The organism is Roseicella frigidaeris, assembly GCF_003258945.1.
In the GTDB taxonomy this organism is placed as follows: domain Bacteria; phylum Pseudomonadota; class Alphaproteobacteria; order Acetobacterales; family Acetobacteraceae; genus Paracraurococcus; species Paracraurococcus frigidaeris.
In genome coordinates this window covers 36,700-58,923 of record NZ_QLIX01000009.1, presented here as the reverse complement: position 1 = coordinate 58,923, position 22,224 = coordinate 36,700, and the positions used below count along the sequence as shown (strand labels likewise).

The following is a 22,224-nucleotide window of genomic DNA, read 5'->3' as shown; positions in this document are numbered from 1 at the left end:
CCGCCCCGGCTGGCGCCACGGCCCGGTTCCGGCCGGCGCCGATCTGGCCTATGTCTGCCGACCATGTCCGAGAAAGATCCCGCCGCGGGACCCGCCCGCCTGCCGCTCGCCGGCCTTCGCATCCTCGAGCTCGGCCACTACATCGCCGCCCCCTTCGCCACCCGGCTGCTGGCCGATCTCGGCGCCGAGGTGATCAAGGTGGAGCCGCCCGAGGGCGACCCGGTGCGCGGCTGGGGCTCTGAGGTCGGGGGCCATGCGGTCTGGTTCAGCGTGCATGGCCGCAACAAGCTCTCGGTCACGCTCAACCTGAAGGATGCCGGGGACAAGGCGAAGCTGCGCCGGCTGGTCGCCCGCTCCGACGCGCTGGTGGAGAATTTCCGCCCCGGCCAGCTCGAGCGCTACGGCCTCGGCCCGGCCGAGCTGCACGCGGTCAACCCGCGCCTCGTCATCGCCCGCATCAGCGGCTACGGCCAGGACGGCCCGTACCGCGACAAGCCGGCCTTCGGCGCCATCGGCGAGGCGATGGGCGGGCTGCGCCACCTCACCGCCAATCCCGGCCAGACCACGCTGCCGCCGCCGCGCTGCGGCGTCTCGATCAGCGACGACCTCGCCGGCATGTATGCCGCCATGGCGCTGGTCGCCGGCTGCTGGCAGGTGAAGGGCGACCCGGCGGCCAGGGGCCGGATCATCGATGTCGATCTCGTCGGCAGCGTCTTCTCGCTGATGGAGGGCATGCTGCCGGAATACGGGCTGTTCGGCTGGGTGCGGCAGCCGCAGGGCGCGGCGATCAAGACCGCGGCGCCGACCAACACCTATCCTTGCGCCGACGGCAAGTGGCTCTGCATCGCCGGCAATTCCGACCTCATCTTCCGCCGGCTGATGGCGGCGATCGGCCGGCCCGAGGCCGCCGCCGAGCCGCGCTTTGCCACCAATGCGCTGCGCTGCGAGAACGTGGCCGAGCTGGATGCGATGATCGCCGCCTGGACCCGGACCCTGCCGGCCGCCGAGGCGGAGGCGGTGCTGGAGACCGCCGAGGTGCCCTGCTCGCGCCTCTACGACATGCGCGACTGCGCCGAGGACCCGCATTTCCGGGCGCGGCAGATGGTGATGCCGGTGCAGGACCCGCTGATCGGCGAGGTGCTGCACCCGGCCGCGCCCTTCCGCCTCGACGGCGTCAGCCCGCGCGAGATGGTGCGCTGGACGGGCCCCGCGGCGGGGGCGCACAACGAGCAGGTCTTCGAGATGCTGGCGAAGGAGGAAGGCGCATGACCGGGCAGGTGGAACTCTCGGAGGTCGCGCCGCGCGACGGGCTGCAATCCATCGGCCCCTTTGTGCCGACCGAGACCAAGATCGCGCTGGTCCGCGCCTGCTACGAGGCGGGGCTGCGGCGGATGGAGGTGGGCAGCTTCGTCTCTCCCCGCGCCGTGCCGCAGATGGCCGATACCGGCGCGGTGCTGCAGGCGGCGAAGCAGCTCGCCGGCCTCGAATGCACGGTGCTGGTGCCGAACCGCAGGGGCTTCGAGGCGGCGATCAATGCCGGCGCCGACCGGCTCGGCCTCTTCATGTCGGTGACGGAGAGCCACAACAAGGCGAACCTGAACCGCAGCCGGGAGGAGAGCTTCGCCGATCTCGCCGCCATCGTGCGCGAAACGCCGAAGGGCACGAAGATTCGCTTCAACCTCTCCTGCACCTTCCACTGCCCCTTCGAGGGGGTGGTGCCGGTGGAGGAGGCGATCGCCTTCACCGGCCGCGTCGCCGCGCTCGACCCGGAGATGGAGATCGCCCTCGCCGACACCACGGGCAATGCCTCGCCCGACCAGGTGCGGCAGGTCTTCGCGCATGCGCTGAAGACCTGGCCCAACCCCTTCGCCTTCCATGGCCATGACACCTACGGCATGGGCGTGGCGAATGTGACGGCCGCCTGGGAGGCGGGCTGCCGCATCTTCGACGCCGCCTCGGGCGGCATCGGCGGCTGCCCCTTCGCGCCGGGCGCGACGGGCAACGTGGCGATGGAGGATGTGGTCTGGCTGTTCCGGCGCATGGGCGTCGAGACCGGCACCGACTGGCCGAAGCTGCTCGTGGCGGCCGATCTGGCGGCGGCGGTGCCGGGCGCCACCCCGGGCGGCGCCATGCGGCGGGTGCCGGCGGCGCGGCAGGCGGCATAGGTTCCCCACGACGTCGCTGCGCGCCGTCGCGCGGGCTCCTGATGCCCTTTGCGCCCAATGCGCGTCACGGCCCGCCGCGGCGAAGCCGCGGCAGGGCAGCGGCGGTGGCCAGGGGCGTCCTTGTCTCGTCCGGGCGCGGGGCAGGGAGGCGAGGCGCCCTCAGCCCTATCCGCGCTGCTGCCGCGCCACCTTCAGCGGCGCGAGGTCGTAGCCATTGGCGCGGGCGATGCCGAGCGCCCGCTCGAATTCGGCCTCCGGCAGGCGCGGCGTGCGGGAGAGCACCCAGAGCCAGCGACGCGAGGGCTCGCCCACCACCGCCCAGCGATAGTCGGGATCGAGGCCGATCACCCAGTAATTACCGTAGAAGGGCCAGAAGAAGCTGACGCGCAGCCGCGCCCCCTGGCTGCCCTCCACCACATAGGCGGTGGCCGTCGCCTCGCGCGGCGCATCGCCGGCCAGCGCGTTCAGGCAGCGGTTCACCACCGCCACCTGCCCATCCGGGCGCAGGCTGTAGCTGGCGGTGACGTCCTCGCAGGAGACGCGGGCGGAATCCTGCGCCCACATCGGCAGCCGCGCCACCTCGTGCCAGGTGCCGAGATAGCGCGACAGGTCGACCGCGGCGACGGGTTGTGGCGTTGTCGCATCCGGCCGGGCGACGCAGCCCGGCAGCAGCAGCGCCGCGGCCAGCAGGGCGCGCTTCATGGCACCACGCCCTCCGGCAGGCCGGCGGCATGGTCGTGGATGCCGCCCGCCGTGGCGAACCAGACCGCGTCGCGCCGCGCCGCGATGGCGGCGAGCGCGCCCCGCAGCGCCCGCAGCCGGTAGGGATGGCCGATGATGTAGGGGTGCAACGCGATGCCCATGACCTGTGCAACACCGTCGCGGGCCACCTGTTCCAGCCGCTCCTCGAACTCGGCGCGGATCATGGCGGCGAATTGCTCGGCCCCGTCCTTGCGGGCGACGATCGCGGGGATGTCGTTCAGCTCCTGCGGATAGGGGATGGCGAGCAGCCGGCCGCGCCGCGTCGCCATCCAGACCGGCTGGTCGTCCATGCACCAGTTGAGCGTGTAGGCGTAGCCCGCCTCGGCCAGCAGGTCGGGCGTCGCATGGCTCTCGGCGATCCAGGGGGAGAGCCAGCCGCGCGGCGGCCGGCCCTCGTGGCGGGCGATGGCGGCGGTGCTCTCGGCGATCAGCCGCCGCTCCGCCGCCTCCGGCAGCACGCTCTGGCGCTCGGAATTGGTCCGCCCATGGCCGGCGATCTCGTCGCCCCGGGCGCGGTGCGCGGCGACGAGCTGCGGCGCATGGTCGTAGAGCGCGGCGTTCAGCAGCACGGTCGCCGGCAGGCCGAGCTGGTCGAGCAGCTCCAGCAGCCGCCAGGCGCCGACCCGGTTGCCGTAGTCGCGCCAGGCATGGTTGAGCACGTCCGGCTGTGGCCCGCCGGGGGCGAGCTCGGCGCCCAGCCCCTCGCCGAAGGCGAAATGCTCGAGGTTGACCCCGAGATAGACCGCGAGCTTCGCCCCGCCGGGCCAGGCATAGCGTGCCCGGTCCGGCCAGGGGTGATAGGCGAAGCGGCCATGGTGCGGCAGCATCGGCGGACTCCGGAACCTTCCGTGCCCATCTGGCCGGAGCTTTCCGCCCCGGGCAAGGCGGGCGCCGTGGCGGCAGCCGCGGCACCGGACTACAAAGTGCCATGGACTCTCCCTCGGCAGCCCGTGACGACGCGGCCCGGGCGCTGTTGCGCCGCGAATCCCGAGCCCTGCGCCGGCAGGTCGGGTTGCCGATCCTCCTCGGTCTCGGCGGCCTGCTGGCCGCCATGGCCGGCGCCTGGCTGGTGGCGCGGCTGCTGGCCGGGCTGCTCGGCCATGGCGAGGCCGGCTGGGCGAGCCTCGCCATGGCCGCCGGCCTCGCCCTGCTCGGCGCCGGCCTGACCCTGGCGCAGGAGCGGGCGCAGCTCGCGGCCGGCGAGGCGGCGCGCGCCCGGCTGCGCGACGCCGCCTTCGCCCGGCTGCTGGAGCACGCCCCGGCCGATCCCACCGGCATCGGCGAGCGGGTGTCGCTGGTGGTGGACCGGATCGAGGCGCTGGACGGGTATTTCGCCCGCTGGATCCCCGCCGCCGCCCTCGCCATGGTCGGGCCGGTGCTGGTCTGCGCCGCGCTCGCCTGGGCCGATCCCGGCAGCGGCGCCATCCTCGCCGTCGCAGGCCTGCTCTACCCGGTCGCCATGGCCTTGACCGGCATCGGCGCGGCGCAGGCCAGCCGGCGGCAATTCGAGGCGCTCGGCCGCCTGTCCGGCCGCTTCCTCGACCGCATGCGTGGCTTGCCGACCCTGGTGCTGTTCAACCGGCAGGAGGCGGAGGCGGCGGCGCTCGGCAAGGCGGCGGCGGCGCTGCGGCAGCACACGATGAAGGTGCTGCGCGTCGCCTTCCTCTCCGGCACGGCGCTGGAGCTGCTCTCGGCCGGCGTGCTGGCCTGCCTCGCCTGGCGGCACCGCAGCCTGCTGACTGATGGCGGCGACCCGACGGCCGCGCTGTTCAGCCTGCTGCTGGTGCCGGCCTTCTTCGCGCCGCTGCGCGGCTTCGCCGCGGCCTACCAGGACCGGCTGCATGCCGCGGGCGCGGCCACCGCCCTGGCGCCGCTGCTCGCCGGGGAGACCGGGCAGGGCCTGCTGCTGGCCGAGCTGCCGCCGCGCGTCACCGTCACCTTCACCGAGGTCCGCCTCTCCTACGACCCGGCCCGGCCGCCGGCGCTGGATGGCCTCTCCTTCCGCGCCAGCGCCGGGGAGACCCTGGTGCTGGCCGGCGCCTCGGGGGCCGGGAAATCCTCGGCGCTGCGCATCCTGATGGGCTTCGTCCGGCCGGAAGCCGGACGCGTCGCGATCAACGGGCAGGACGCCATGGCGCTCTGCCCCGCCGAGCTGCGGCGGCTTTCCGCCTATGTCGGGCAGCACCCGCACCTCTTCCGCGCCACGCTGCGCGAGAACATCCGCCTCGCCCGGCCGGAGGCGACGCCGGCGCAGGTGGAGGCCGCGGCCCGCGCCGCGCATGTGCTCGACTTCGCCGAGGCGCTGCCGCAGGGGCTCGACACGCTGGTGGGGGAGGGCGGCTGGGGCCTCTCCGGCGGCCAGGCGCAGCGCGTGGCGCTGGCCCGCGCCTTCCTGCGCGACCGGCCGCTGGTGCTGCTCGACGAGCCGACGGCGCATCTCGACCCGGGGACCGAGGCGCTGGTGATCGACAGCCTGCAACGCCTCTGCATCGGCCGCACCGCCATCATCGCCAGCCATAGCGGGGCCCGGGCCCGGCTCGGCCGGGTGCTGGAGATCGCCGGGGGCCGCGTCGCCGGCGCGGCGCGGGCGGCGGAGGGCTGAGCGGCATGCGGCGCGACCTCCTCCGCGTCCTCGGCCTCTGGCGGGGGCAGGCCGGCTGGCTGCTCGCCGGCATCCTGGTCGCCGCCGGCTCGGCGCTGCTCGGCGTGGCGCTGCTGGCCCTGGCCGGGCAGGGGGTGGCGGCCGCGCTCGGCGGCTCGGCGCTGGCCGGCGGCATCGCGGTGCTGCTGCTCCGGCTGCTCATCCTGCTGCGCCCGGCGGCGCGCTGGGCGGAGCGCATGGTCACCCATGCCGCCACCTTCCGGGCGCTCGCCGATACCCGCATCTGGTTCTTCCGCCGCCTCGCCGAGCGGCTGCCGGCCGGCATCGGCCTCGGCCGCTCCGGCGACCTGCTGGGGCGGCTGGTCGCCGATGTCGATGCGCTGGACGGGCTCTATCTCCGCAGCCTGGTGCCGGCGCTGGCCGCGCTCGCGGTGGTGGCCGGCGGCGCGGCGCTGCTGGCCGGGGCGCCGCTGCTCGCCGCCGCCTTCGCCCTGCCGCTCGGCCTCGCCCTGGCGCTGCCCTTCCTGCTCGCCCCCGGCGCGGCGCGGGCGGCGGGCGAGGCGGCGCGGGCCCAGGGGCGGCTGCGCGCCGCGGCGATCGATCCGCTGCTCGGCGCCGAGGACGTGCTGGCGGCGAATGGCGAGGCCGCCGCCGCGACGCGGCTCTCCGAGGCCGGCGAGCGGCTCGCCGCCGCGCAGCGCGGCCTCGGCTGGCGCAGCGCCATCGCCGGGGCGGCGGGCGGGCTGCTGGTGCAGGCGGCGCTGCTCGGCGCCCTGGCCTGGGGGCTGGCGAGCGGGGAGGGCGGCGCGGCCCTCGCCGTGCTCGGCCTCTTCCTGGCCGTCGCGGCGGCCGAGACGCTCGGCCTGCTGCCGCGGGCCGGCATCGCGCTCGCCAGCGCCGCCGCCGGGGCGCGGCGGCTCTTCGAGCTGGCCGATGCGGCGCCGCCGGTGGCCGAGCCCGCCCGACCGGCGCCGGAGCCCGAGGGCTATGCGATCCGCATCGAGGGGCTCGACTTCGCCTGGGACCCGGCGCGCGGCCCGGTCTTCCAGGGCCTCGACCTCGACCTGCCGGAGGGCACGCGGCTGGCGCTGCTCGGCCCCTCGGGCATCGGCAAGTCCAGCCTGGTCGCCCTGCTGCTGAAGCTGGCGGCGCCGCAGGCCGGGCGGATCACCCTGGGCGGCACCGACATCGCCGATCTGCCGGCCGAGTTCGTCCGCCGCCGCATCGCCTGCCTCACCCAGGATGCGCGGCTGTTCGACGACAGCATCGCCGCCAATCTCCGCCTCGCCGCGCCGGCCGCGCCCGATGCGGCGCTCTGGCGCGCCCTCGACCGCGCCGGCATCGGCGAGCTGGTGCGCGCCCTGCCGGAAGGCCTGGCGACCGGCTGCGGCGAGGGCGGCGCGCGCTTCTCGGGCGGCCAGGCGCGGCGCATCGCCCTCGCCCGGGTGCTGCTCTCGGCGGCCCCGGTGCTGGTGCTGGACGAGCCGACCGCCGGGCTCGATGCCGAGACCGAGCGCGCCTTCCTCGAGACGCTGGAGGCCGTCACCGCCGGGCGCACCGTGATCCTGGTGACGCATCGCCTGACCGGGGCGGAGCGGCCGACCCGCATCCTGCGCCTGGTCGGCGGCCGGGCCCTGCCCGCGGCGGGGTGAGGCCAGGCGCAAATCGTCCTTGATCCGCGACGACCGGTCGCCGAACCTGCCGGGCGCGACGGGCCGGCGCGGGCCGCCGGACGCGCGCTTCGTCGCCATCAATCGGCTTCGGCCCCAGGGGGATGCGCATGGGCGGCTTCATGAAATCCGACGACATCTTCGTCGACACCTTCCTGAACATGCTCAACCTCCGCTTCGGGCCCTCGATGCAGGACGAGGAGAAGGAGTGGTTCACCGGCATCGCGGAGCTGGCCGCGCTGCAGAAGGAGTTCGAGATCTTCCGCGAGGGCCGCAGCTTCGCCCGCAGCGTCGCGCTGCTCAGCACCGGCGGCTTCTACAACCCACGGGCCAAGGCGCGCTGGTACGCCTATCTCGAGACGCTGAGGACCATGCGCTCCTCCGAGCCGGAGACCGATGGCGACACCGCCATCGTCCGCGCCCTCCTGGCGAACCTCGCCGCCGCCAGCCCGCTGCCGGTGCATTTCACCAGCCATCTCGCCGAGGGCCGCGACGCGGCCCGGTGGAGCGTGCTGATCGCGGCGCCGCAGCGGCCGCTGCACTACATGGCGGGCGACTACCTCACCATCTCGCTGCCGATGCGGCCGCGCGGCGGGCGCTCGGGCGGTGGCGGCGCGCCGCCATCCGCGGCCCCAGACACGCCGCCCCCGGCGCCGAAGCGGGGCGGCGAGGCCAGGAAGGCGACGAAGAAGAAAAAGAAGGACAAGTGACGCCGGCGCTTGCCGCGGTCCGGGCGACGGTCGGGCGCTACTACGGCGACCGCCTGCGCCGCCACGGCGCGACGCCGCTCGGCGTCGACTGGCGCTGCCTGCCGACCCAGCAGCTCCGCTTCGCGCGGCTGCTGCAGGTGGTCGGGTCCTGGGAAGGGGTGTCGCTCAACGATCTCGGCTGCGGCTATGGCGCGCTGCTGGACTTCCTGGCGGAGCGCCACGACCTCGCGCGCATCGACTACTGCGGCACCGACCTGTCCGCCGCCATGATCCGCCGCGCGCGGCGGCGCTGGCCGGGCCGGGGCTTCGCGGTCGGCGCCGTGCCGGGCCGGGTGGCGGATTACGGCCTGGCGAGCGGCATCTTCCATGTCCGGCTCGACCATCCGGTGCCGCTCTGGGAAGCCTGGATCCGCGAGACGCTCGGCGGCCTGCACGCGACCAGCCGGCTGGGCTTCGCGGTGAATTTCATCCTGGCGCCGACGGACGGGGGCACGGGCCGGGAGGGCCTCTACCGCACCCGGCCGGAGCCCTGGATCGCCCATTGTGAGCAGGTCCTCGGCGCCAGGGCGACACTGGCCGAGGGGGACGGGCTCGGCGAGTTCACCCTGCTGGTGCGGCGCCAGCCCGCGGCCGACTGATCCCGGAAGGCGCGCGGCAGGGCGTCACGCGTCCGGGCCGTCGCGCCCCTCCGCGATGCGGGCCAGGCGCTCCGCCACCGGGTCGAGGCGCCGGCGCAAGCTGATGGCGCCGGTCTGCGCGATCAAGGCCTCGGCCCGGTCGAGGAGCGTCGTCGCGCGCGGCGCCCCCTCGGCCCCCTGCTGGTCGAGCCAGGCCGCGGCCTGGGTGATGCAGGCCCGGCCCTCGGCGAGGCGCGCATTGCGCCGCCGCGCCAGCTGCTCGGCGGCCAGCGCGGTGGAGAGCGCCTGCGACGCCGCCCCCATGCCGCGCCGGCATTCCGCCAGCCCGGCCAGCATGTCGGCCTCGATCTCCATCGCCACATGCGCCCGGCGCACCAGGTCGAGCCCCTCGGTGTAGAGCCGCGCCGCCTCCGCCGCCTCGCCGATCCGGGCGCGGTAGCTCGCCTCGCAGTCGAAGGCCCAGGCCTGGAGGTAGGGCATGCGGTGCCGCGCCGCCATGCCGGAGAGCAGCAGGGCATGCCGCCCCGCCTCGGCCAGGTCGCCCTCCAGGATGGCGATCTCGCTCAGGCCGAAATGGCCGATGTAGCGCACCGTGGGCGCGACCAGCGCCTCGTCCAGGGCCAGCATCCCGGCGAGGCAGGCGCGCGCCTCGGCCAGCCGGCCGAGCCGCAGCAACACCCGCCCGCGCAGGCTGGTGACCCAGTGGCCGATGTTGAAGCCGAGGAATTGCTCGTCCTCCGGCTCCAGATGCGCCAGCCCGGCGAGCGCCGCGTCGCTCGCCGCCAGCGCCTCGCGCAGCAGCCCGGCCCAGCCATAGGCCTGGCAGAGCGAGGCGTTGAGCGTGGCGGCGCGGCCGGCGTCGCGCCCGGGCTGCAGCAGCGCCATGGCCTGCCGCACGCGGGCGACATAGGCATCCGCCGGCCCGCCGCTCGCCCCGGCGATCCGGCCGTCGACGAAGTGCAGCAGCGGCACCATGCGGTCGTCGATCTCGCGCGCCCAGGCCAGCGCCTCCTGGATGTAGGGCTGCGCCGCCTCGGCGGTCATGCCGTCCATCCAGCCGCGATAGGCGACCTGCGCGCTGGCCATGATGCGGAGCGGGTCGGTGGCCGGCGTCCGCGGCTGGGCGCGCAGCAGCTCGCGCACCCGGTGCCAGTGCCGCACCGCCTGGGCGTGGCTGGAGCGGCCGGCGAAATGCGCCGCCCGCGCGCCGTAGATCGCCGCCTCGCGCGCATGGCCCGCCGCCTCGTGGTGATAGGCGAGCAGGCCGGCGGACTGCTCCAGCCGGCCGGTGCCCTGCTCCGCGCCCTGGGCCTCGAGGAAGGCGGCGACGGCGGCGTGCAGCGGGGCGCGGCGGGCCCGGAGCTGCGTGGCATAGGCGACTTCCTGGATCATCGGGTGGCGGAAGGCATAGGTCACGCCCTCCGGCCCCGGCTGCGTCGTCAGCAGCCCGGCCTCGCAGAGCTGGGTGAGGCCGGCATCGATCTGCGGCACCGGCAGGCGCGAGACCCGCTCGAGCACGTCGAAGGCGACATCCTTGCCGATCACCGCGCAGAGTTGCAGCAGCCAGCGCTCCGGCGCCGCCAGCCGGTCGATGCGGGCGCCGATCACCGCCTGCAGCGTCGCCGGCAGGGTCGGGGCGAGCTGCTCCACCCGGGTGCCGGGGGCGAGGGCGAGGGCGCCCGGCGGGCCGGTCAGCGTGCCGGCCTCGACCAGGGACCGCACCAGCTCCTCGGCGAAGAAGGGGTTGCCGCCGCTGCGCTCCACCAGCTCGTCGCGCAGCCGCGCCAGCTCGCGCCGGCGGCCCAGCAGCTCGCCGACCAGGGCGCCGATCTCCTCCTGCCCCATCTCCTGCAGCGTGATCGCCTGCGGCTGCGCCTCGCGCAGCCAGGCGGCGCGGAATTCCGGCCGGTAGTTCAGCAGCAGCATGGTCCGGCTGCCCGCGGCGGCCTCGGCCAGCGCCGCCACCACCCCCTCGCTGGCGACGTCGAGCCAGTGGAGATCCTCGATGAGGATGAGCGAGACCTGGTCCCCGCGCTGCCGCAGCAGGGCGGCGAGGATCTCGCGCAGCCGCTGCAGGCGCAGCGCCGGCTCGATCTGGCGCGGGCTCGCCTCCGGGCAGGGGATGCCGAGGAAGCCGCAGACGAGCGCCGCATCGGCGGCGAAGCCGGCCTCCAGCCGCGCCAGCCGCGCCGCCACCCCTTCCGGCGTCGCGTCCTCCTCGGCGCGCGTCTGGTCGAAGAGGAGCTGGCGGAGGATGCCGATCACCGGGCTCAGCGGCGTCTCCCGGCCATAGGAGAGCGCCCGAGCATCGTGCACGGTCACGCCCTGGGCGCGGCACCAGGCGGCGAATTCGAAGCAGAGCCGGCTCTTGCCGACCCCGGGGGCGCCGGCGATGGCGACCAGCTGCGCGGCGCCGGTGCCGGCGGCGGCGAGCGCCTCGCGCAGCAGCCGCATCTCCGCCGCGCGGCCGCGGAAGGAGGTGCGGCCGGGGGCGTGGAAATCCCGCCCCGGCAGCGTCGCCGCCAGGCCGAGGAGGCTGTGCAGCCCCATCGGCGCCGGCACGCCGCGCAGCGCGTGCCGGCCGAAGGGCTGCGTCCGGCAGGGGCCGCGGACCAGCCGCTCCACCGCATCGGAGATCAGCACCGTGCCGGCCGGGGCGAGGGCCATGATCCGGTTCGCCACATGGATGGTCAGCCCATGCGCCTGGCGCGCCCGGCCGGGATCGGCATCCGGCGCATCGGCGACGATCTCGCCGACATGCAGCCCGATCCGCAGCGTCGGCGCCCCGGGCGCGGGCGGGAAGGCGGCCTGCAGCGCGAGCGCCGCCTGGCAGGCGAGCACCGCATGCCCCTCCTGGGCGCGCGGGGCGCCGAAGAGGGCCATCAGCCCGTCCTCGAGGGTGGTCGCCACCGTGCCGCCATGCCGCTCGACCGTGCGGCAGAGGACCGCGATGATCTGCTCGAGCCGTTCCATGGCCTGCTCGGCCGCGAGCGCCGCCACCAGCTCGGCGGAGCTGGGGATGTCGACGAAGAGAACCGTCGCCTGCTTCAGCTCGCCGCTGCCGCGGGGCGGGCCGGGCGGGGGGGCCGGCAAGCCGGCGCTGAGGGCGAGCCCGCACTGGCTGCAGAAGAGGCTGTCGGGCGGGTTGGCATGGGCGCAGGCCGGGCAGACCGGCCCGAGCCGGGCGCCGCAGCGGCTGCAATGGTGCCGGGCCTCGGGATTTGCCGCGCCGCAGGCCCCACATCGCATCGCGTCACCCCGCCTGCCGCCCTGTCCCACTGCTGTTCGCCCGGGCGTGGCGAAAGGAAACATGCCGGCGGCAAGTCCCCGGGCGCTGTGTCCCGGCGGTCGCCGGCACAGCCCGGGCCAGGAGGTTGCATGGGCCGTGCCACAGGATGGAGCCGGGCGGGGCGCCTCGCCTTGCGCTGCATCAAGCCGCCTTGCCAGGCGGCCCGGGCGCCGCCATGGAGGGGGTGGGTGTTTCCGCCCGGACGGGCTGCTCTGGATCCACGCGGCCCGGTGGCGTCGCCGCCACGAGACAGGGTCCGAGGAGCCTGCGCCGCATGTCCGTCACCGCCAGGCCGGCGCCGCCGCTCGATCCGGCCAAATTCCGCGACCCGCGCCTGACCGCGAAGGGGGAGGAGCGGGCCCAGGTGCGGCTGGCGGCGCTGCGGACGCTCTGGGTGAACACCGGCACCCTCTGCAACATCACCTGCCGCCATTGCTACATCGAGAGCAGCCCGCGCAACGATGCCCTGGCCTATCTCGGCGCCGCGGAGCTCGAGGCCTATCTGGCCGAGATCGACCGGGAGGCGCTGCCGGTGGAGGAGGTGGGCTTCACCGGCGGCGAGCCCTTCCTCAACCGCGACCTGCCGCGGATGCTGGAGGCGGTGCTGGCGCGCGGGCTCCGGGCGCTGGTCCTGACCAACGCCATGAAGCCGATGCGCAACCACGCGGCCGCGCTGCTGGCGCTGCGCGCGGCGCATGGCGACCGGCTGACGCTGCGCGTCAGCCTCGACCACCACACGGCCGCGCTGCATGACCAGGAGCGCCAGGAGGGCAGCTTCGCCCAGGCGCTGGCGGGGCTGGGCTGGCTGGCGCGGCAGGGCTTCCACCTGCATGTCGCCGGCCGCGCCGGCTTCGGGGCCGAGGGCGAGGCGGCGATGCGGGCCGGCTTCGCCCGGCTCTTCGCCGCGCACGGCATCCCGGTCGATGCCGCCGACCCGGTGGCGCTGATGCTCTTCCCGGAGATGGATGCCGGCATCGACGTGCCGGAGATCACCACCGCCTGCTGGGGCATCCTGCGCAAGAGCCCGGAGAGCCTGATGTGCGCCTCCTCCCGCATGGTGGTGAAGCGGCGCGGCGCGGCGCGGCCGGCGGTCCTCGCCTGCACCCTCCTGCCCTACGACCCGCAATTCGAGTTGGGCGCGACCCTGGCCGAGGCGGCGCGGCCGGTGCCGCTGAACCATCCGCATTGCGCGAAATTCTGCGTCCTCGGCGGCGCCGCCTGCTCGCGCTGAGGGCCGGGGCCGCCGCCAGGCCGGGGCCGCTGCCGTCGCGGTTGACGGCAGGGCGGTTTCGGGGAGCAATCCTGTTCCTCATCGAACCGGAGTCGTGCCATGCGCCGCCGCCTCGCCCTCGCCGCCCTGCCCCTGCTGGTCCTGGCCGCCTGCCAGCAGCCGGCGCCGGCCCCGGCGCCGCTGCCCGTCCCGGTGGTCTTCTTCAACGCCGACAGCGCGGCGCTGGACGACCAGGCGCGCGACGTCATCGCCCAGGCGGCGGCGGCGGCGAAGCAGCGGCCGGACCAGCCGGTGCGCGTCCGTGGCTTCGCCGCGCCCGACAGCGGCAGCGGCGCCTTCAACAAGGCGCTGGCGGCGCTGCGGGCGCAGCAGGTGGCCGACCAGCTCGTGGAGGCCGGCATCGATCGCGGCCGCATCCGCCTCGAGCCGCGCGGCGCGGTGGCCTATGACAGCTTCCCGACCGAATCGCGGCGGGTGGAGATCGTGATCGGCGGCTGAGGCTCCGGGCGGCGCGGCGGTGCCGCGCCCCGCTTGGAATCCGCGGCGGCGTGCTATAGGCGCCGCATGCTTGATCAGCCGAGGCAGGACAGCCCGGGCGAGACGCCCGAAGCCGTCCTCCATCGCGTCTTCGGCCATCCCGGTTTCCGCGGCCGCCAGGAGGAGATCATCCGCCATGTGATGGCGGGCGGCTCCGGCCTCGTCCTGATGCCGACCGGCGGCGGCAAGTCGCTCTGCTACCAGGTGCCCGCCCTCTGCCGGCCCGGCCTCGGCGTCGTCGTCTCGCCGCTGATCGCGCTGATGGAGGACCAGGTCGCCGCGCTGCGGCAGCAGGGGATCGCCGCCGCGGCGCTGCATTCCGACCTGCCCGAGGAGCAGGCGCGGGAGGTTCGGCGCGAGCTGGCCCAGGGCGCGCTGAAGCTGCTCTACGTCTCGCCCGAGCGGCTGCTGCTGGACGGCACGCTGGACTTCCTGGCCCGCCGGCCGCTCGCCCTCTTCGCCATCGACGAGGCGCATTGCGTCAGCCAGTGGGGGCATCACTTCCGCCCCGAATACCGCGGCCTCGGCCTGCTGGCGGAGCGCTTCCCGGCGGTGCCGCGGCTGGCGCTGACCGCGACCGCCGATCCGCGCACCGTCGAGGACATCCGCGCCCAGCTCGGCCTGAGCGACAGCCCGGTCTTCCGCGGCGGCTTCGACCGGCCGAACATCCAGATCGCCGCCGCGCCGCGGGAGAGCGAGCGCGGCCAGCTCCGCGCCTTCATCAAGGCCGCCTCCGACGGCACCGGGGCGGGCATCGTCTATTGCGGCAGCCGCGCCAGGACCGAGCAGACCACGGCCTGGCTGCAGGCCGACGGGCATGACGCGCTCTGCTTCCATGCCGGGATGGAGCCGGCGGCCAAGCGCGAGGCGCATCGCCGCTTCGCCCGCGGCGATGCCGTCATCATGGCCGCGACCATCGCCTTCGGCATGGGGATCGACCGGCCGGATGTGCGCTGGGTGGCGCATCTCGACCTGCCGCGCTCGCCGGAGAGCTGGTACCAGGAGATCGGCCGCGCCGGGCGGGACGGGCTGCCGGCCCGCGCCCTGCTGCTCTACGGCGCCGGCGACATCGCGCTCGCCCGCCACCGGATCCTGGAGAGCCCGGCGCCGGAGGAGCAGAAGCGGATCGAGCGGGCGCGGCTGGAGGCCATGGTCTCGATCGCCGAGGCCGCCACCTGCCGCCGCCGCATCCTGCTGCGCTGCTTCGGCGAGGACGGGCCGGAGCATTGCGGCGCCTGCGATGTCTGCCGCAGCCCGCCGCGGCTGTTCGACGGCACGGTGCCTGCGCAGAAGCTGCTGAGCGCCGTGCTGCGCACCGGCCGCCGCTTCGGCGTCGGGCATCTGGTGGACGTGCTGCGCGGCCGCGTCACCGACAAGGTGGCGCAGTTCGGGCATGACCGGCTGCCGACCTTCGGCATCGGCAAGGACCTCTCGGACCAGGCCTGGCGCGGGGTGGCGCGGCAGCTCGTCGCCATGGGCGCGCTCGACGTCGCCATCGAGAACCATGGCGAGCTGGTGCCGACCGAGGCGGCGCGGCCGATCCTGAAGGGCGAGCAGCAGGTGATGCTGCGGGCCGAGACGCTGCGCGAGGCGGCGCCGCGCGAGCGGGCCGGCCGCGGCACGCCGCCCGCCATGGCCGGGGACCCGCTCTTCGATGCCCTGCGGGCCTGGCGCAAGCGCGAGGCGGAGGCGCAGGGGCTGCCGGCCTACATGATCTTCTCCAACGAGACCCTGGCCTCGATCGCGACGATGCGGCCGCAGGATGCCGAGGACCTGGCGATGGTGCCTGGCGTCGGCCGCAGCAAGCTCGAACGCTATGCCGACGAGGTGCTGCGCCTGGTCAAGGCGCAGGGGTGAGGCGCATCGCCTGGCGCACGGTCGCCTGCGGGGGGGATCGGCGGAGCCGTGGCCCAGGCGACCCGACAGGCGTTGGACCGTGCTCCGCGAAGCCGTGTGAGCGGATCATGGTTTAGCGCCGGCGCTTCAGCAGGGTCAGCGCCACGGTGGTCAGCGCCGCGGCGCCGACGGCCGGGGCCATGCTCGGCCGCTCGCCCTTCGGCCGCTCGTGGCGCCGTGGCCGGCAGGGATTGATCGGCCCGGCGGCGAGCGCCTCGCGCGCCTCCTCGTTGCCCTGCACGCCGGCCCAGACCTTGGTGAACTCGGCGCCGAGCAGGAAGATCTGCGCCGAGTAGTAGATCCAGATCAGCACCGCCATCAGCGCCCCCGCCGCGCCATAGGTGCTGGTGATGCCGCTGGTGCCGATGTAGAGGCCGATCATCCACTTGCCGATGGTGAACAGGAAGGCGGTGACGAGCGAGCCGATGCCGACGTCGCGCCAGCCGATATGCCGGTTGGGCAGCGCCTTGTAGACCCCGGCGAAGACGCAGGCGGTGAGCAGGAAGGAGAGGCCGAAATTGGCCAGCCCGATCAGCTCGCCGGTCTCCGGCACCAGCTCCGTCGCCCAGCTGGTGATCGCCGCCAGCACCGCGGTGGCGATGATCGAGCCGAGCAGCAGGACGCCGGTGCCGAGCACCAGGGCGATGCTGACGAGCTTGTTGCGGACGAGGTGCAGCAGCGTGTCGCGCTCGACCGGCGGGGCGCGCCAGATGACGTTGAGCGCCGCCTGCACCTCGCTGAAGACGCTGCTTGCCGTGACGAGCAGGACGACGATGCCGATCACCGCCGCGATCTGCCCCTGCTGGCGGTCCGCGGCGCTGCGGATCAGCCCCTCGACCACCTGCGCGCCGGTCTCGCCCATCATCTCCTCGAGATGCTGCGCGACCGCGCCCTCGACCGCCTGCGAGCCGAAGAACAGGCCGGCGATGGCGATGGCGATGACCAGCAACGGGGCGAGCGAGAAGAAGGTGTAGTAGGCGATGGCGGCGCCGCGGCTCATCGCGTCGTCCGCGATGTAGCCCTCGACGGTTCCGCGGATAAGGTCCCAGAGCCTCTGCAGCATGCCCCTCTCCCTGCTGCGGGACGACGGTCCTGCCTGCATCCGCGGCAGAACGGGCGGTGCGGTCCCCCGGTTTCCGCCAGCCTCCCCGGCCCAGCATCCCATGCCGGGCGCGGGATTGGCGAGACTGCCGGGCTCGGGCGCCTGGCTGGGGCCGGCCTTGGGGCCGCCTTCCCGTCGGCGATGGCCAATCCTCCCGCGGGGCGATAGGGAGGTGTCCCGACCCGGGGTCGCGCCCGGCCCGGAGGGCGGTTGCCGAACATGTCGATTTCGCAATCTTTCGGCGAAATTCCTAAAGTTGCCTTGCCCTTGGGCTGTGCTGATCACAAAATCTCGCGCGACTTCTGAGGCCCTTGGCCGGCGCGCGCTTCCGCGAGCATGGTTCGCCTCAGCACGAACCGAGACGGAAAAAAGTCCGGGGCCGCCGGAAGACGGGAGAGGAAATAGAGTGTCCAGGATCCACCATCTTGGCCGGGTCAGCGCCTATGCGCTGACCTGCGCGCTCGCAGCCGCATCGCTGGGCCAGCCCGCCCGCGCCGCCGACCAGGTGACGCCGGAGCGGCTGCAGAACGTGGAGAAGGAGCCGGGCAACTGGCTCAACCATCACCGCAGCTATGACGGCCAGCGCTTCACCCCGCTCGACCAGATCAACCGCGACACCGTCAAGACCCTGCGCGTGGCCTGGACCCTGCACCTCGGCGGCACCGAGGGCGGCGGCATCTGGAGCCATGGCGGCCTCGAGGGCACGCCGATCGCCGAGAACGGCTTCCTCTACGTCACCGATGGCTGGGGCTCGGTCTACAAGGTGGATGCCCGCAACGGCCGCGGCAAGCTGCTCTGGAAGATGGACCCGAAGACCGACCATGACTGGGCCGGCGCGGTCGCCTGCTGCGGCGTCGACAACCGCGGCGTGGCGCTCTGGGGCAACCTCGTCGTCTCGCACTCCCTCGACGGCCGGCTGATCGCCACCGACAAGGAGACGGGGGAGGTGGCTTGGCAGCGCCAGGTCGCCGATCCGGAGAAGGGCGAGGTCATCACCGCGGCGCCGCTGGTGGTGAAGGACCTCGCCATCACCGGCGTCTCGGGCGCCGAATACGGCATCCGCGGCTGGATCGCGGCGACCGACCTGAAGACCCAGAAGGAGGTCTGGCGCACCTACACCATCCCGGCCAAGGGCGAGCCGGGCTCCGAGACCTGGAAAGACAGCCACAACGCCGCGGCGACGGGCGGCGGCTCCACCTGGGTCACCGGCAGCTACGAGCCCGCGACCAACACGCTGTTCTGGGGCGTCGGCAATCCCGGGCCGGACTGGGACCACGAATACCGTCCCGGCGACAACCTCTACACCGACAGCACGCTGGCGATGGATCTCGATACCGGCAAGATCAAGTGGCATTTCCAGCACACGCCGAACGATCCCTATGACTACGACAGCGTCTCGGAGAAGGTGCTGATCGACCTGCCCTCGGCCGGCGCCGCAGGGCCGCGCCGCCTGGCGCTGACCGCCGACCGCAACGGCTTCGCCTACGCGCTCGACCGGGAGAACGGCAATTTCGTCTGGGGCACGCCCTTCGTGAAGCGGGTGAACTGGACCTCCGGCCTCAATCCCGAGAGCGGCAAGCCGAACGAGTACGACCCCAACAAGTCGATCCAGCCCTACCAGCCGGCCTCCCTCGCCAACCGCAAGAACGGCAAGGCCGTCATCTGCCCGGGCAACATGGGCGGCAAGAACTGGCCGCCGACCGCCTACAACCCGTCGCTGCGTTACTGGTACATCCCGGTGATCGAGAGCTGCAACACGATCACCAACGAGGAGATGAAGCCCGGCGTCTCCTTCAAGCCGCGTGAGTTCTTCACCGGCGGCGGGCCGAGCCAGCATGAGCGGATCACCGGCAGCGTCACCGCCATCGACGTCACCACCGGTAAGATCGCGGCCAAGCTGGAGACGCATTTCCCGCAGCTCGGCGGCTTCCTCGCCACGCGCGACCTGCTCTTCGGCAGCCAGCCGGATGGCGAGATCTTCGCGCTCGACGCCAAGACGCTGGAGAAGGTCTGGTCCTTCGAGGCGGGCGGCGGCGTGAACGCCCCGCCGATGACCTTCATGGCCGATGGCAAGCAGTACATCGCCATCCTGGTCGGCCTCGGCGGCGCCTGGGACAAGTGGTTCGTCGAGGCGACGCCGGAGCTGAAGGCGGTGCCGCCGAGCTCGACGCTCTACGTCTTCGCGCTCTGACGCCGGCGGCCCCGGCCCCTGGCGGGGCCGGGTCTGCCTCCGGGCGCGCCTCCCGGCCGTGTCCCGCGCGGCGCGCCGCAGGGCATGGCCGCTGGGCTGCCTCCGGCGCCGGCTGGGGCCGGCCGGGTCCCCGTGGCGCGGATCGCCCGGATGGAGATGACGGCGGCGGGGCGCTCCCCAAGCGCTCCGCCTTCAAGCCATTCTGCGGAGCCTGTGCATTGTTCAGCAAATCCAAACGCCGGACCGGCTGGGTCGCCCTCGCGGCGATCGGCCTCGGCCTCGCCGGCGCGGCCGGCCTCACGCGGCTCGCCGCCGCCGAGGGGCGCCTCAGCTCGGAAGGCCCGATGATCAAGCCCAACGAAGCCGGGATGAAGGTCTACAAGGAGGCCAACTGCGTCGGCTGCCACAAGTGGCACGGCGATGGCGGCGGCGGCTATGGCGGCGCGGCGCTGTCGCTGCGCGCCACGGCGCTGACCAAGGAGCAGATCATGGAGGTGGTGCGCTGCGGCCGGCCGAATACCGGCATGCCCTACTTCAACCGCGACGCCTATGCGGCGAAGGAGTGCTACGGCGTCGGCCGCGAGGAGCTGGGCGAATCCGCGCCCATGGCCGGGCCGCGCTTCCTGCGGCCGCGCGAGATCGAGGCGGTGGTGGATTACGTCCTGGCCGAGATCCGCGGCAAGGCCGAGCCGAACTACGCCGATTGCACGGCCTTCTTCGGCGACAGCTCGCGCATGTGCCAGCATTACCGGCCCGCCGGGGCGGAGGCGGGCGCGACCGATGCCGCCGGCCGTCCGATCGGCCGCTGAGATGGTCCTCCATCCCCGTGCCGGTGCCCCGACCGGCTTCCTCCCGGCCGGCTTCCTCCTGACCGGCTTCCTCCTCCTCGGCCTCGCCGCCCCGGTCCGGGCGGAGGAGACCGACCTGCGCGAGTTCCGCATCGGCATGCCGGTCGCCGCGCTGCCGGCGAGCGGCTATGTCGATCTCGCCTGCGCGGCGCGGCCGGAGACGCGGCTGGCGGCCTGGAGCGAGTACCGGACCTGCCCGGCGGAGCCCGAGACCGGCCTGCACGAGGTCAGCTTCCGCTACGACGAGACCACGCCGCTGGCACGGTCGAGCGAGCGCTTCGCCGGCACCAAGGTGGCGGGCCAGCCGATGCTGCTCTCGCTGCTGATCGGCGATGACGGCCGCCTCGACGGGCTGCGCATGCGCACCGACCCGGCGGCGAAGCTGTTCGAGCGCCGTAAGGCCTTCCTCTTCGGCGACCAGGTGAAGGCCCGTTACGGCGAGGAGGGCTGGGCCTGCCGCAGCCTGCCGCCGGGCGACGAGGAGGCGCCGGTGGGCGGCATCTTCATCAAGGAGCATTGCGACAAGCAGACCGCGGACCGGCAGTACCGCCTCGAACGCTGGCTCTACCGGCACGAGGGCGAGGAGCTGCGCAAATTCTCCGGCGGCAGCATCGTCACCATCCTGCGCCGCAACGGCTGATACGAACGGCCGTTGCTGGTGACCCATCAACGGCCCCCATGGGCAGTCCCCTTGGCGCCGGGCGCAACCCTCCGGTTGGCTTGTGTCTTTGGCGCATTGGCGGCGGCGCCCATCCGGGCGCCCGGCCCTGCGGGCCGCAAGGCGGAGCCCCGTGCGCCGGGTATCAGGCCGGCCCCGCCTGCAACCGCCCGTCCTGCAACCGCCCGTCCTGCAGCCGCAGCGCCCGGCCGTGATACTGCGCGACGGCCGGGCGATGCGCGATCGAGACCAGCGTGGTGCCCGGCAGCCGCTCCCGCAGCAGGGTGTAGAAGCGCGCCTCGGCCGCCGGGTCGAGGCTCGCCGTCGCCTCGTCGAGGAACAGCCAGTCGGGCTTCAGCAGCAGCGCCCGGGCGAGCGCCAGGCGCTGCTGCTCGCCGCCGGAGAGGTGCCGGTCCCAGGCCTCCTCCTGGTCGAGCTTCGCGGCGAGATGGCCGAGCCCGGCATCGATGAGCGCGGCCCGGATCGCCGCATCCGGGATGTCGGCCGCGTCGCGCGGATAGCAGACGGCGCGGCGCAGCGTGCCGAGCGGCAGGTAGGGCCGCTGCGGCAGGAACAGCACCGAGGCGCCCGCCGGCACCCGCACGCGGCCGGCGCCGAAGGGCCAGATGCCGGCGATGGCGCGGAACAGGGTGGATTTCCCGGCGCCGGAGGGGCCGGTGACCAGCACCGATTCCCCCGGCGCGATCCCGGCCGAGGCGCCTTCCAGCAACACCCGGCCATCGGGCAGGGCGAGGGTGACGGCATCGAGGGCGAGGTCGCGGCGCGGCGCCGCCTCGGCCCGCACGCCTTCCCCGGCGTCCACCGCGCGGCGCGCCGCCTCGGTGGCGTCGAGGAAGCCGGTGATGCGCTGCACCGTGGCGCGCCATTCGGTCAGGTCGGCGTAGTTGTCGACGAACCAGGACATGGCGCCCTGCACCGAGCCGAAGGCGTCCGCCGTCTGGGTCAGGGCGCCGAGCGGGATGCGGCCGGCGAAGAAGGCGGGCGCCGCGACCACCAATGGGAAGATCGACGCCACCTGGGAAAAGCCGGCGGTGAAGGCGGTCAGCCGCTTGGTGGCGACCATGATGCCCCACCAATTCTCGATCACCGCCTGGAAGCGCTGCAGCAGGCCGCGCTTCTCATCCGCCTCGCCGCCATAGAGGGCGACGCCCTCGGCATTGTCGCGCAGCCGCATCAGGGCATAGCGGAAATTCGCCTCGACCCGCTGCTGGTTGAAGTTGAGCGGAATCAGCGCCCGCCCGACCCAATGCGCGAGGCCGGTACCAATCAGGGAATAGATCAGCGCCACCCAGACCATGTAGCCGGGGATCTGCAGGCCGAAGACCGTCGCCGGGCCGGACAGGCCCCAGAGCACCAGGACGAAGCTGAACAGGGTGACGAGCGATCGCATTAGCCCGAGGCCGAGGACGAGGCTGTCATCGACGAAGAGCCGCAGATCCTCGGCGATGCGCTGGTCCGGGTTGTCGGTGCCGGGATCGGTGAGGGCGATGCGGTAATAGGCGCGTTCGGCCAGCCAGCGATCGAGCACCTGCCGCGTCATCCAGCCGCGCCAGCGGATCTGCAGGGCCTGCCGCAGGTAGAGCTGGTAGATGGCGATCAGGATGTAGAGCGCGGCGACGAAGACGAAGCCGGGCATCGGGCCGCTATCGGTCTGCCGCCACCAGAAGAGCAGCGCCCAGAAGGCCGCGGCATCGTTCTCCTGCAGGCTGTTGAACAGCTCGCGGTTCCAGTAGCTGAGCAGCACGCTCATGCCGACCAGCGCCAGGTTCAGCAGGATGACGGTGCCGAGCAGCAGCCGCGCCCGCCAGCGTTCCTCGCTCCGCCAATAGGGGCCGGCGATCCGCCAGGCATCGTGCAGGAAGGAGCCGAGGCGGCGCATGCAGGTCTCCGGTGGGCGCGGGCGG

At 74.0% G+C, this 22,224-nt stretch carries 17 protein-coding genes; 12 read left to right on the top strand and 5 right to left on the bottom strand.

Going from position 1 to position 22,224, the window contains the following annotated elements:
• Positions 1 to 63: 63 nt before the first annotated feature.
• Both DOO78_RS13640 and DOO78_RS13635 read left to right on the top strand, forming a co-directional pair.
• Entirely contained in the window at positions 64 to 1,269 is a 1,206-nt protein-coding gene (locus tag DOO78_RS13640) for a CaiB/BaiF CoA transferase family protein (RefSeq protein WP_111470351.1), read from the top strand.
• A complete protein-coding gene (locus DOO78_RS13635) occupies positions 1,266 to 2,165 on the top strand; it encodes a hydroxymethylglutaryl-CoA lyase (RefSeq protein WP_111470349.1) in 900 nt (299 codons plus the stop codon). Before DOO78_RS13640 ends, DOO78_RS13635 begins: the two co-directional genes overlap by 4 nt.
• Positions 2,166 to 2,330: 165 nt before the next feature.
• On the opposite strand, the gene DOO78_RS13630 is transcribed toward DOO78_RS13635, so the two are convergent.
• Both DOO78_RS13630 and DOO78_RS13625 read right to left on the bottom strand, forming a co-directional pair.
• Entirely contained in the window at positions 2,331 to 2,867 is a 537-nt protein-coding gene (locus DOO78_RS13630; RefSeq protein ID WP_111470348.1) for a lipocalin family protein, read from the bottom strand.
• A complete protein-coding gene (locus DOO78_RS13625; protein WP_111470347.1) occupies positions 2,864 to 3,754 on the bottom strand; it encodes a polysaccharide deacetylase family protein in 891 nt (296 codons plus the stop codon). Before DOO78_RS13625 ends, DOO78_RS13630 begins: the two co-directional genes overlap by 4 nt.
• A gap of 101 nt (positions 3,755 to 3,855) precedes the next feature.
• On the opposite strand from DOO78_RS13625, the gene cydD reads away from it, so the two are divergent.
• From cydD to DOO78_RS13605, 4 genes are all read left to right on the top strand, one after another.
• Positions 3,856 to 5,529: a thiol reductant ABC exporter subunit CydD gene (gene cydD / locus DOO78_RS13620; RefSeq protein WP_111470346.1), complete on the top strand. Its 1,674-nt coding sequence runs from the start codon at positions 3,856 to 3,858 to the stop codon at positions 5,527 to 5,529.
• A 5-nt stretch (positions 5,530 to 5,534) separates the two neighbouring features.
• Entirely contained in the window at positions 5,535 to 7,181 is a 1,647-nt protein-coding gene (gene cydC, locus DOO78_RS13615; protein ID WP_111470345.1) for a thiol reductant ABC exporter subunit CydC, read from the top strand.
• A 128-nt stretch (positions 7,182 to 7,309) separates the two neighbouring features.
• Positions 7,310 to 7,909 (top strand): hypothetical protein, encoded by a 600-nt coding sequence (locus DOO78_RS13610; protein ID WP_111470344.1) that lies wholly within the window; start codon positions 7,310 to 7,312, stop codon positions 7,907 to 7,909.
• Positions 7,906 to 8,547, top strand: a complete 642-nt coding sequence (locus tag DOO78_RS13605) for a methyltransferase (protein WP_111470343.1) — start codon at positions 7,906 to 7,908, stop codon at positions 8,545 to 8,547. The genes DOO78_RS13610 and DOO78_RS13605 overlap by 4 nt, the downstream gene beginning before the upstream one ends.
• A 24-nt stretch (positions 8,548 to 8,571) precedes the next feature.
• Here DOO78_RS13605 and DOO78_RS13600 read toward each other — a convergent pair whose 3' ends face one another.
• On the bottom strand, positions 8,572 to 11,796 hold the full coding sequence (locus DOO78_RS13600; RefSeq protein WP_165838880.1) for an adenylate/guanylate cyclase domain-containing protein: 3,225 nt from the start codon (positions 11,794 to 11,796) through the stop codon (positions 8,572 to 8,574).
• Positions 11,797 to 12,110: 314 nt separating this feature from the next.
• Between DOO78_RS13600 and DOO78_RS13595 the strand changes: the two genes are divergently transcribed.
• The 3 genes from DOO78_RS13595 to recQ all read left to right on the top strand — a co-directional run bounded on the left by DOO78_RS13595 (position 12,111) and on the right by recQ (position 15,461).
• Positions 12,111 to 13,067 carry a radical SAM protein gene (locus DOO78_RS13595; protein ID WP_111470341.1) on the top strand — a complete coding sequence of 319 codons (957 nt, stop codon included), beginning with the start codon at positions 12,111 to 12,113 and terminating at the stop codon, positions 13,065 to 13,067.
• A gap of 99 nt (positions 13,068 to 13,166) precedes the next feature.
• The gene (locus DOO78_RS13590; RefSeq protein WP_111470340.1) at positions 13,167 to 13,565 is read left to right on the top strand and encodes an OmpA family protein; all 399 of its coding nucleotides are present in this window, start codon (positions 13,167 to 13,169) and stop codon (positions 13,563 to 13,565) included.
• A 66-nt stretch (positions 13,566 to 13,631) separates the two neighbouring features.
• Positions 13,632 to 15,461: a DNA helicase RecQ gene (gene recQ / locus DOO78_RS13585; protein ID WP_111470339.1), complete on the top strand. Its 1,830-nt coding sequence runs from the start codon at positions 13,632 to 13,634 to the stop codon at positions 15,459 to 15,461.
• Between the two features lie 112 nt (positions 15,462 to 15,573).
• On the opposite strand, the gene DOO78_RS13580 is transcribed toward recQ, so the two are convergent.
• A complete protein-coding gene (locus tag DOO78_RS13580) occupies positions 15,574 to 16,563 on the bottom strand; it encodes a YihY/virulence factor BrkB family protein (protein ID WP_243634536.1) in 990 nt (329 codons plus the stop codon).
• A 445-nt stretch (positions 16,564 to 17,008) separates the two neighbouring features.
• Between DOO78_RS13580 and DOO78_RS13575 the strand changes: the two genes are divergently transcribed.
• The 3 genes from DOO78_RS13575 to DOO78_RS13565 all read left to right on the top strand — a co-directional run bounded on the left by DOO78_RS13575 (position 17,009) and on the right by DOO78_RS13565 (position 20,281).
• Entirely contained in the window at positions 17,009 to 18,793 is a 1,785-nt protein-coding gene (locus DOO78_RS13575) for a PQQ-dependent dehydrogenase, methanol/ethanol family (RefSeq protein ID WP_207802897.1), read from the top strand.
• A 218-nt stretch (positions 18,794 to 19,011) separates the two neighbouring features.
• Positions 19,012 to 19,602: a c-type cytochrome gene (locus DOO78_RS13570; protein WP_207802896.1), complete on the top strand. Its 591-nt coding sequence runs from the start codon at positions 19,012 to 19,014 to the stop codon at positions 19,600 to 19,602.
• Position 19,603: 1 nt separating this feature from the next.
• Positions 19,604 to 20,281, top strand: coding sequence for a hypothetical protein (locus DOO78_RS13565; RefSeq protein ID WP_128080053.1), 678 nt, complete (start codon positions 19,604 to 19,606; stop codon positions 20,279 to 20,281).
• A gap of 163 nt (positions 20,282 to 20,444) precedes the next feature.
• On the opposite strand, the gene DOO78_RS13560 is transcribed toward DOO78_RS13565, so the two are convergent.
• Entirely contained in the window at positions 20,445 to 22,199 is a 1,755-nt protein-coding gene (locus DOO78_RS13560; RefSeq protein ID WP_111470336.1) for an ABC transporter ATP-binding protein/permease, read from the bottom strand.
• Between the last annotated feature and the right edge of the window lie 25 nt (positions 22,200 to 22,224).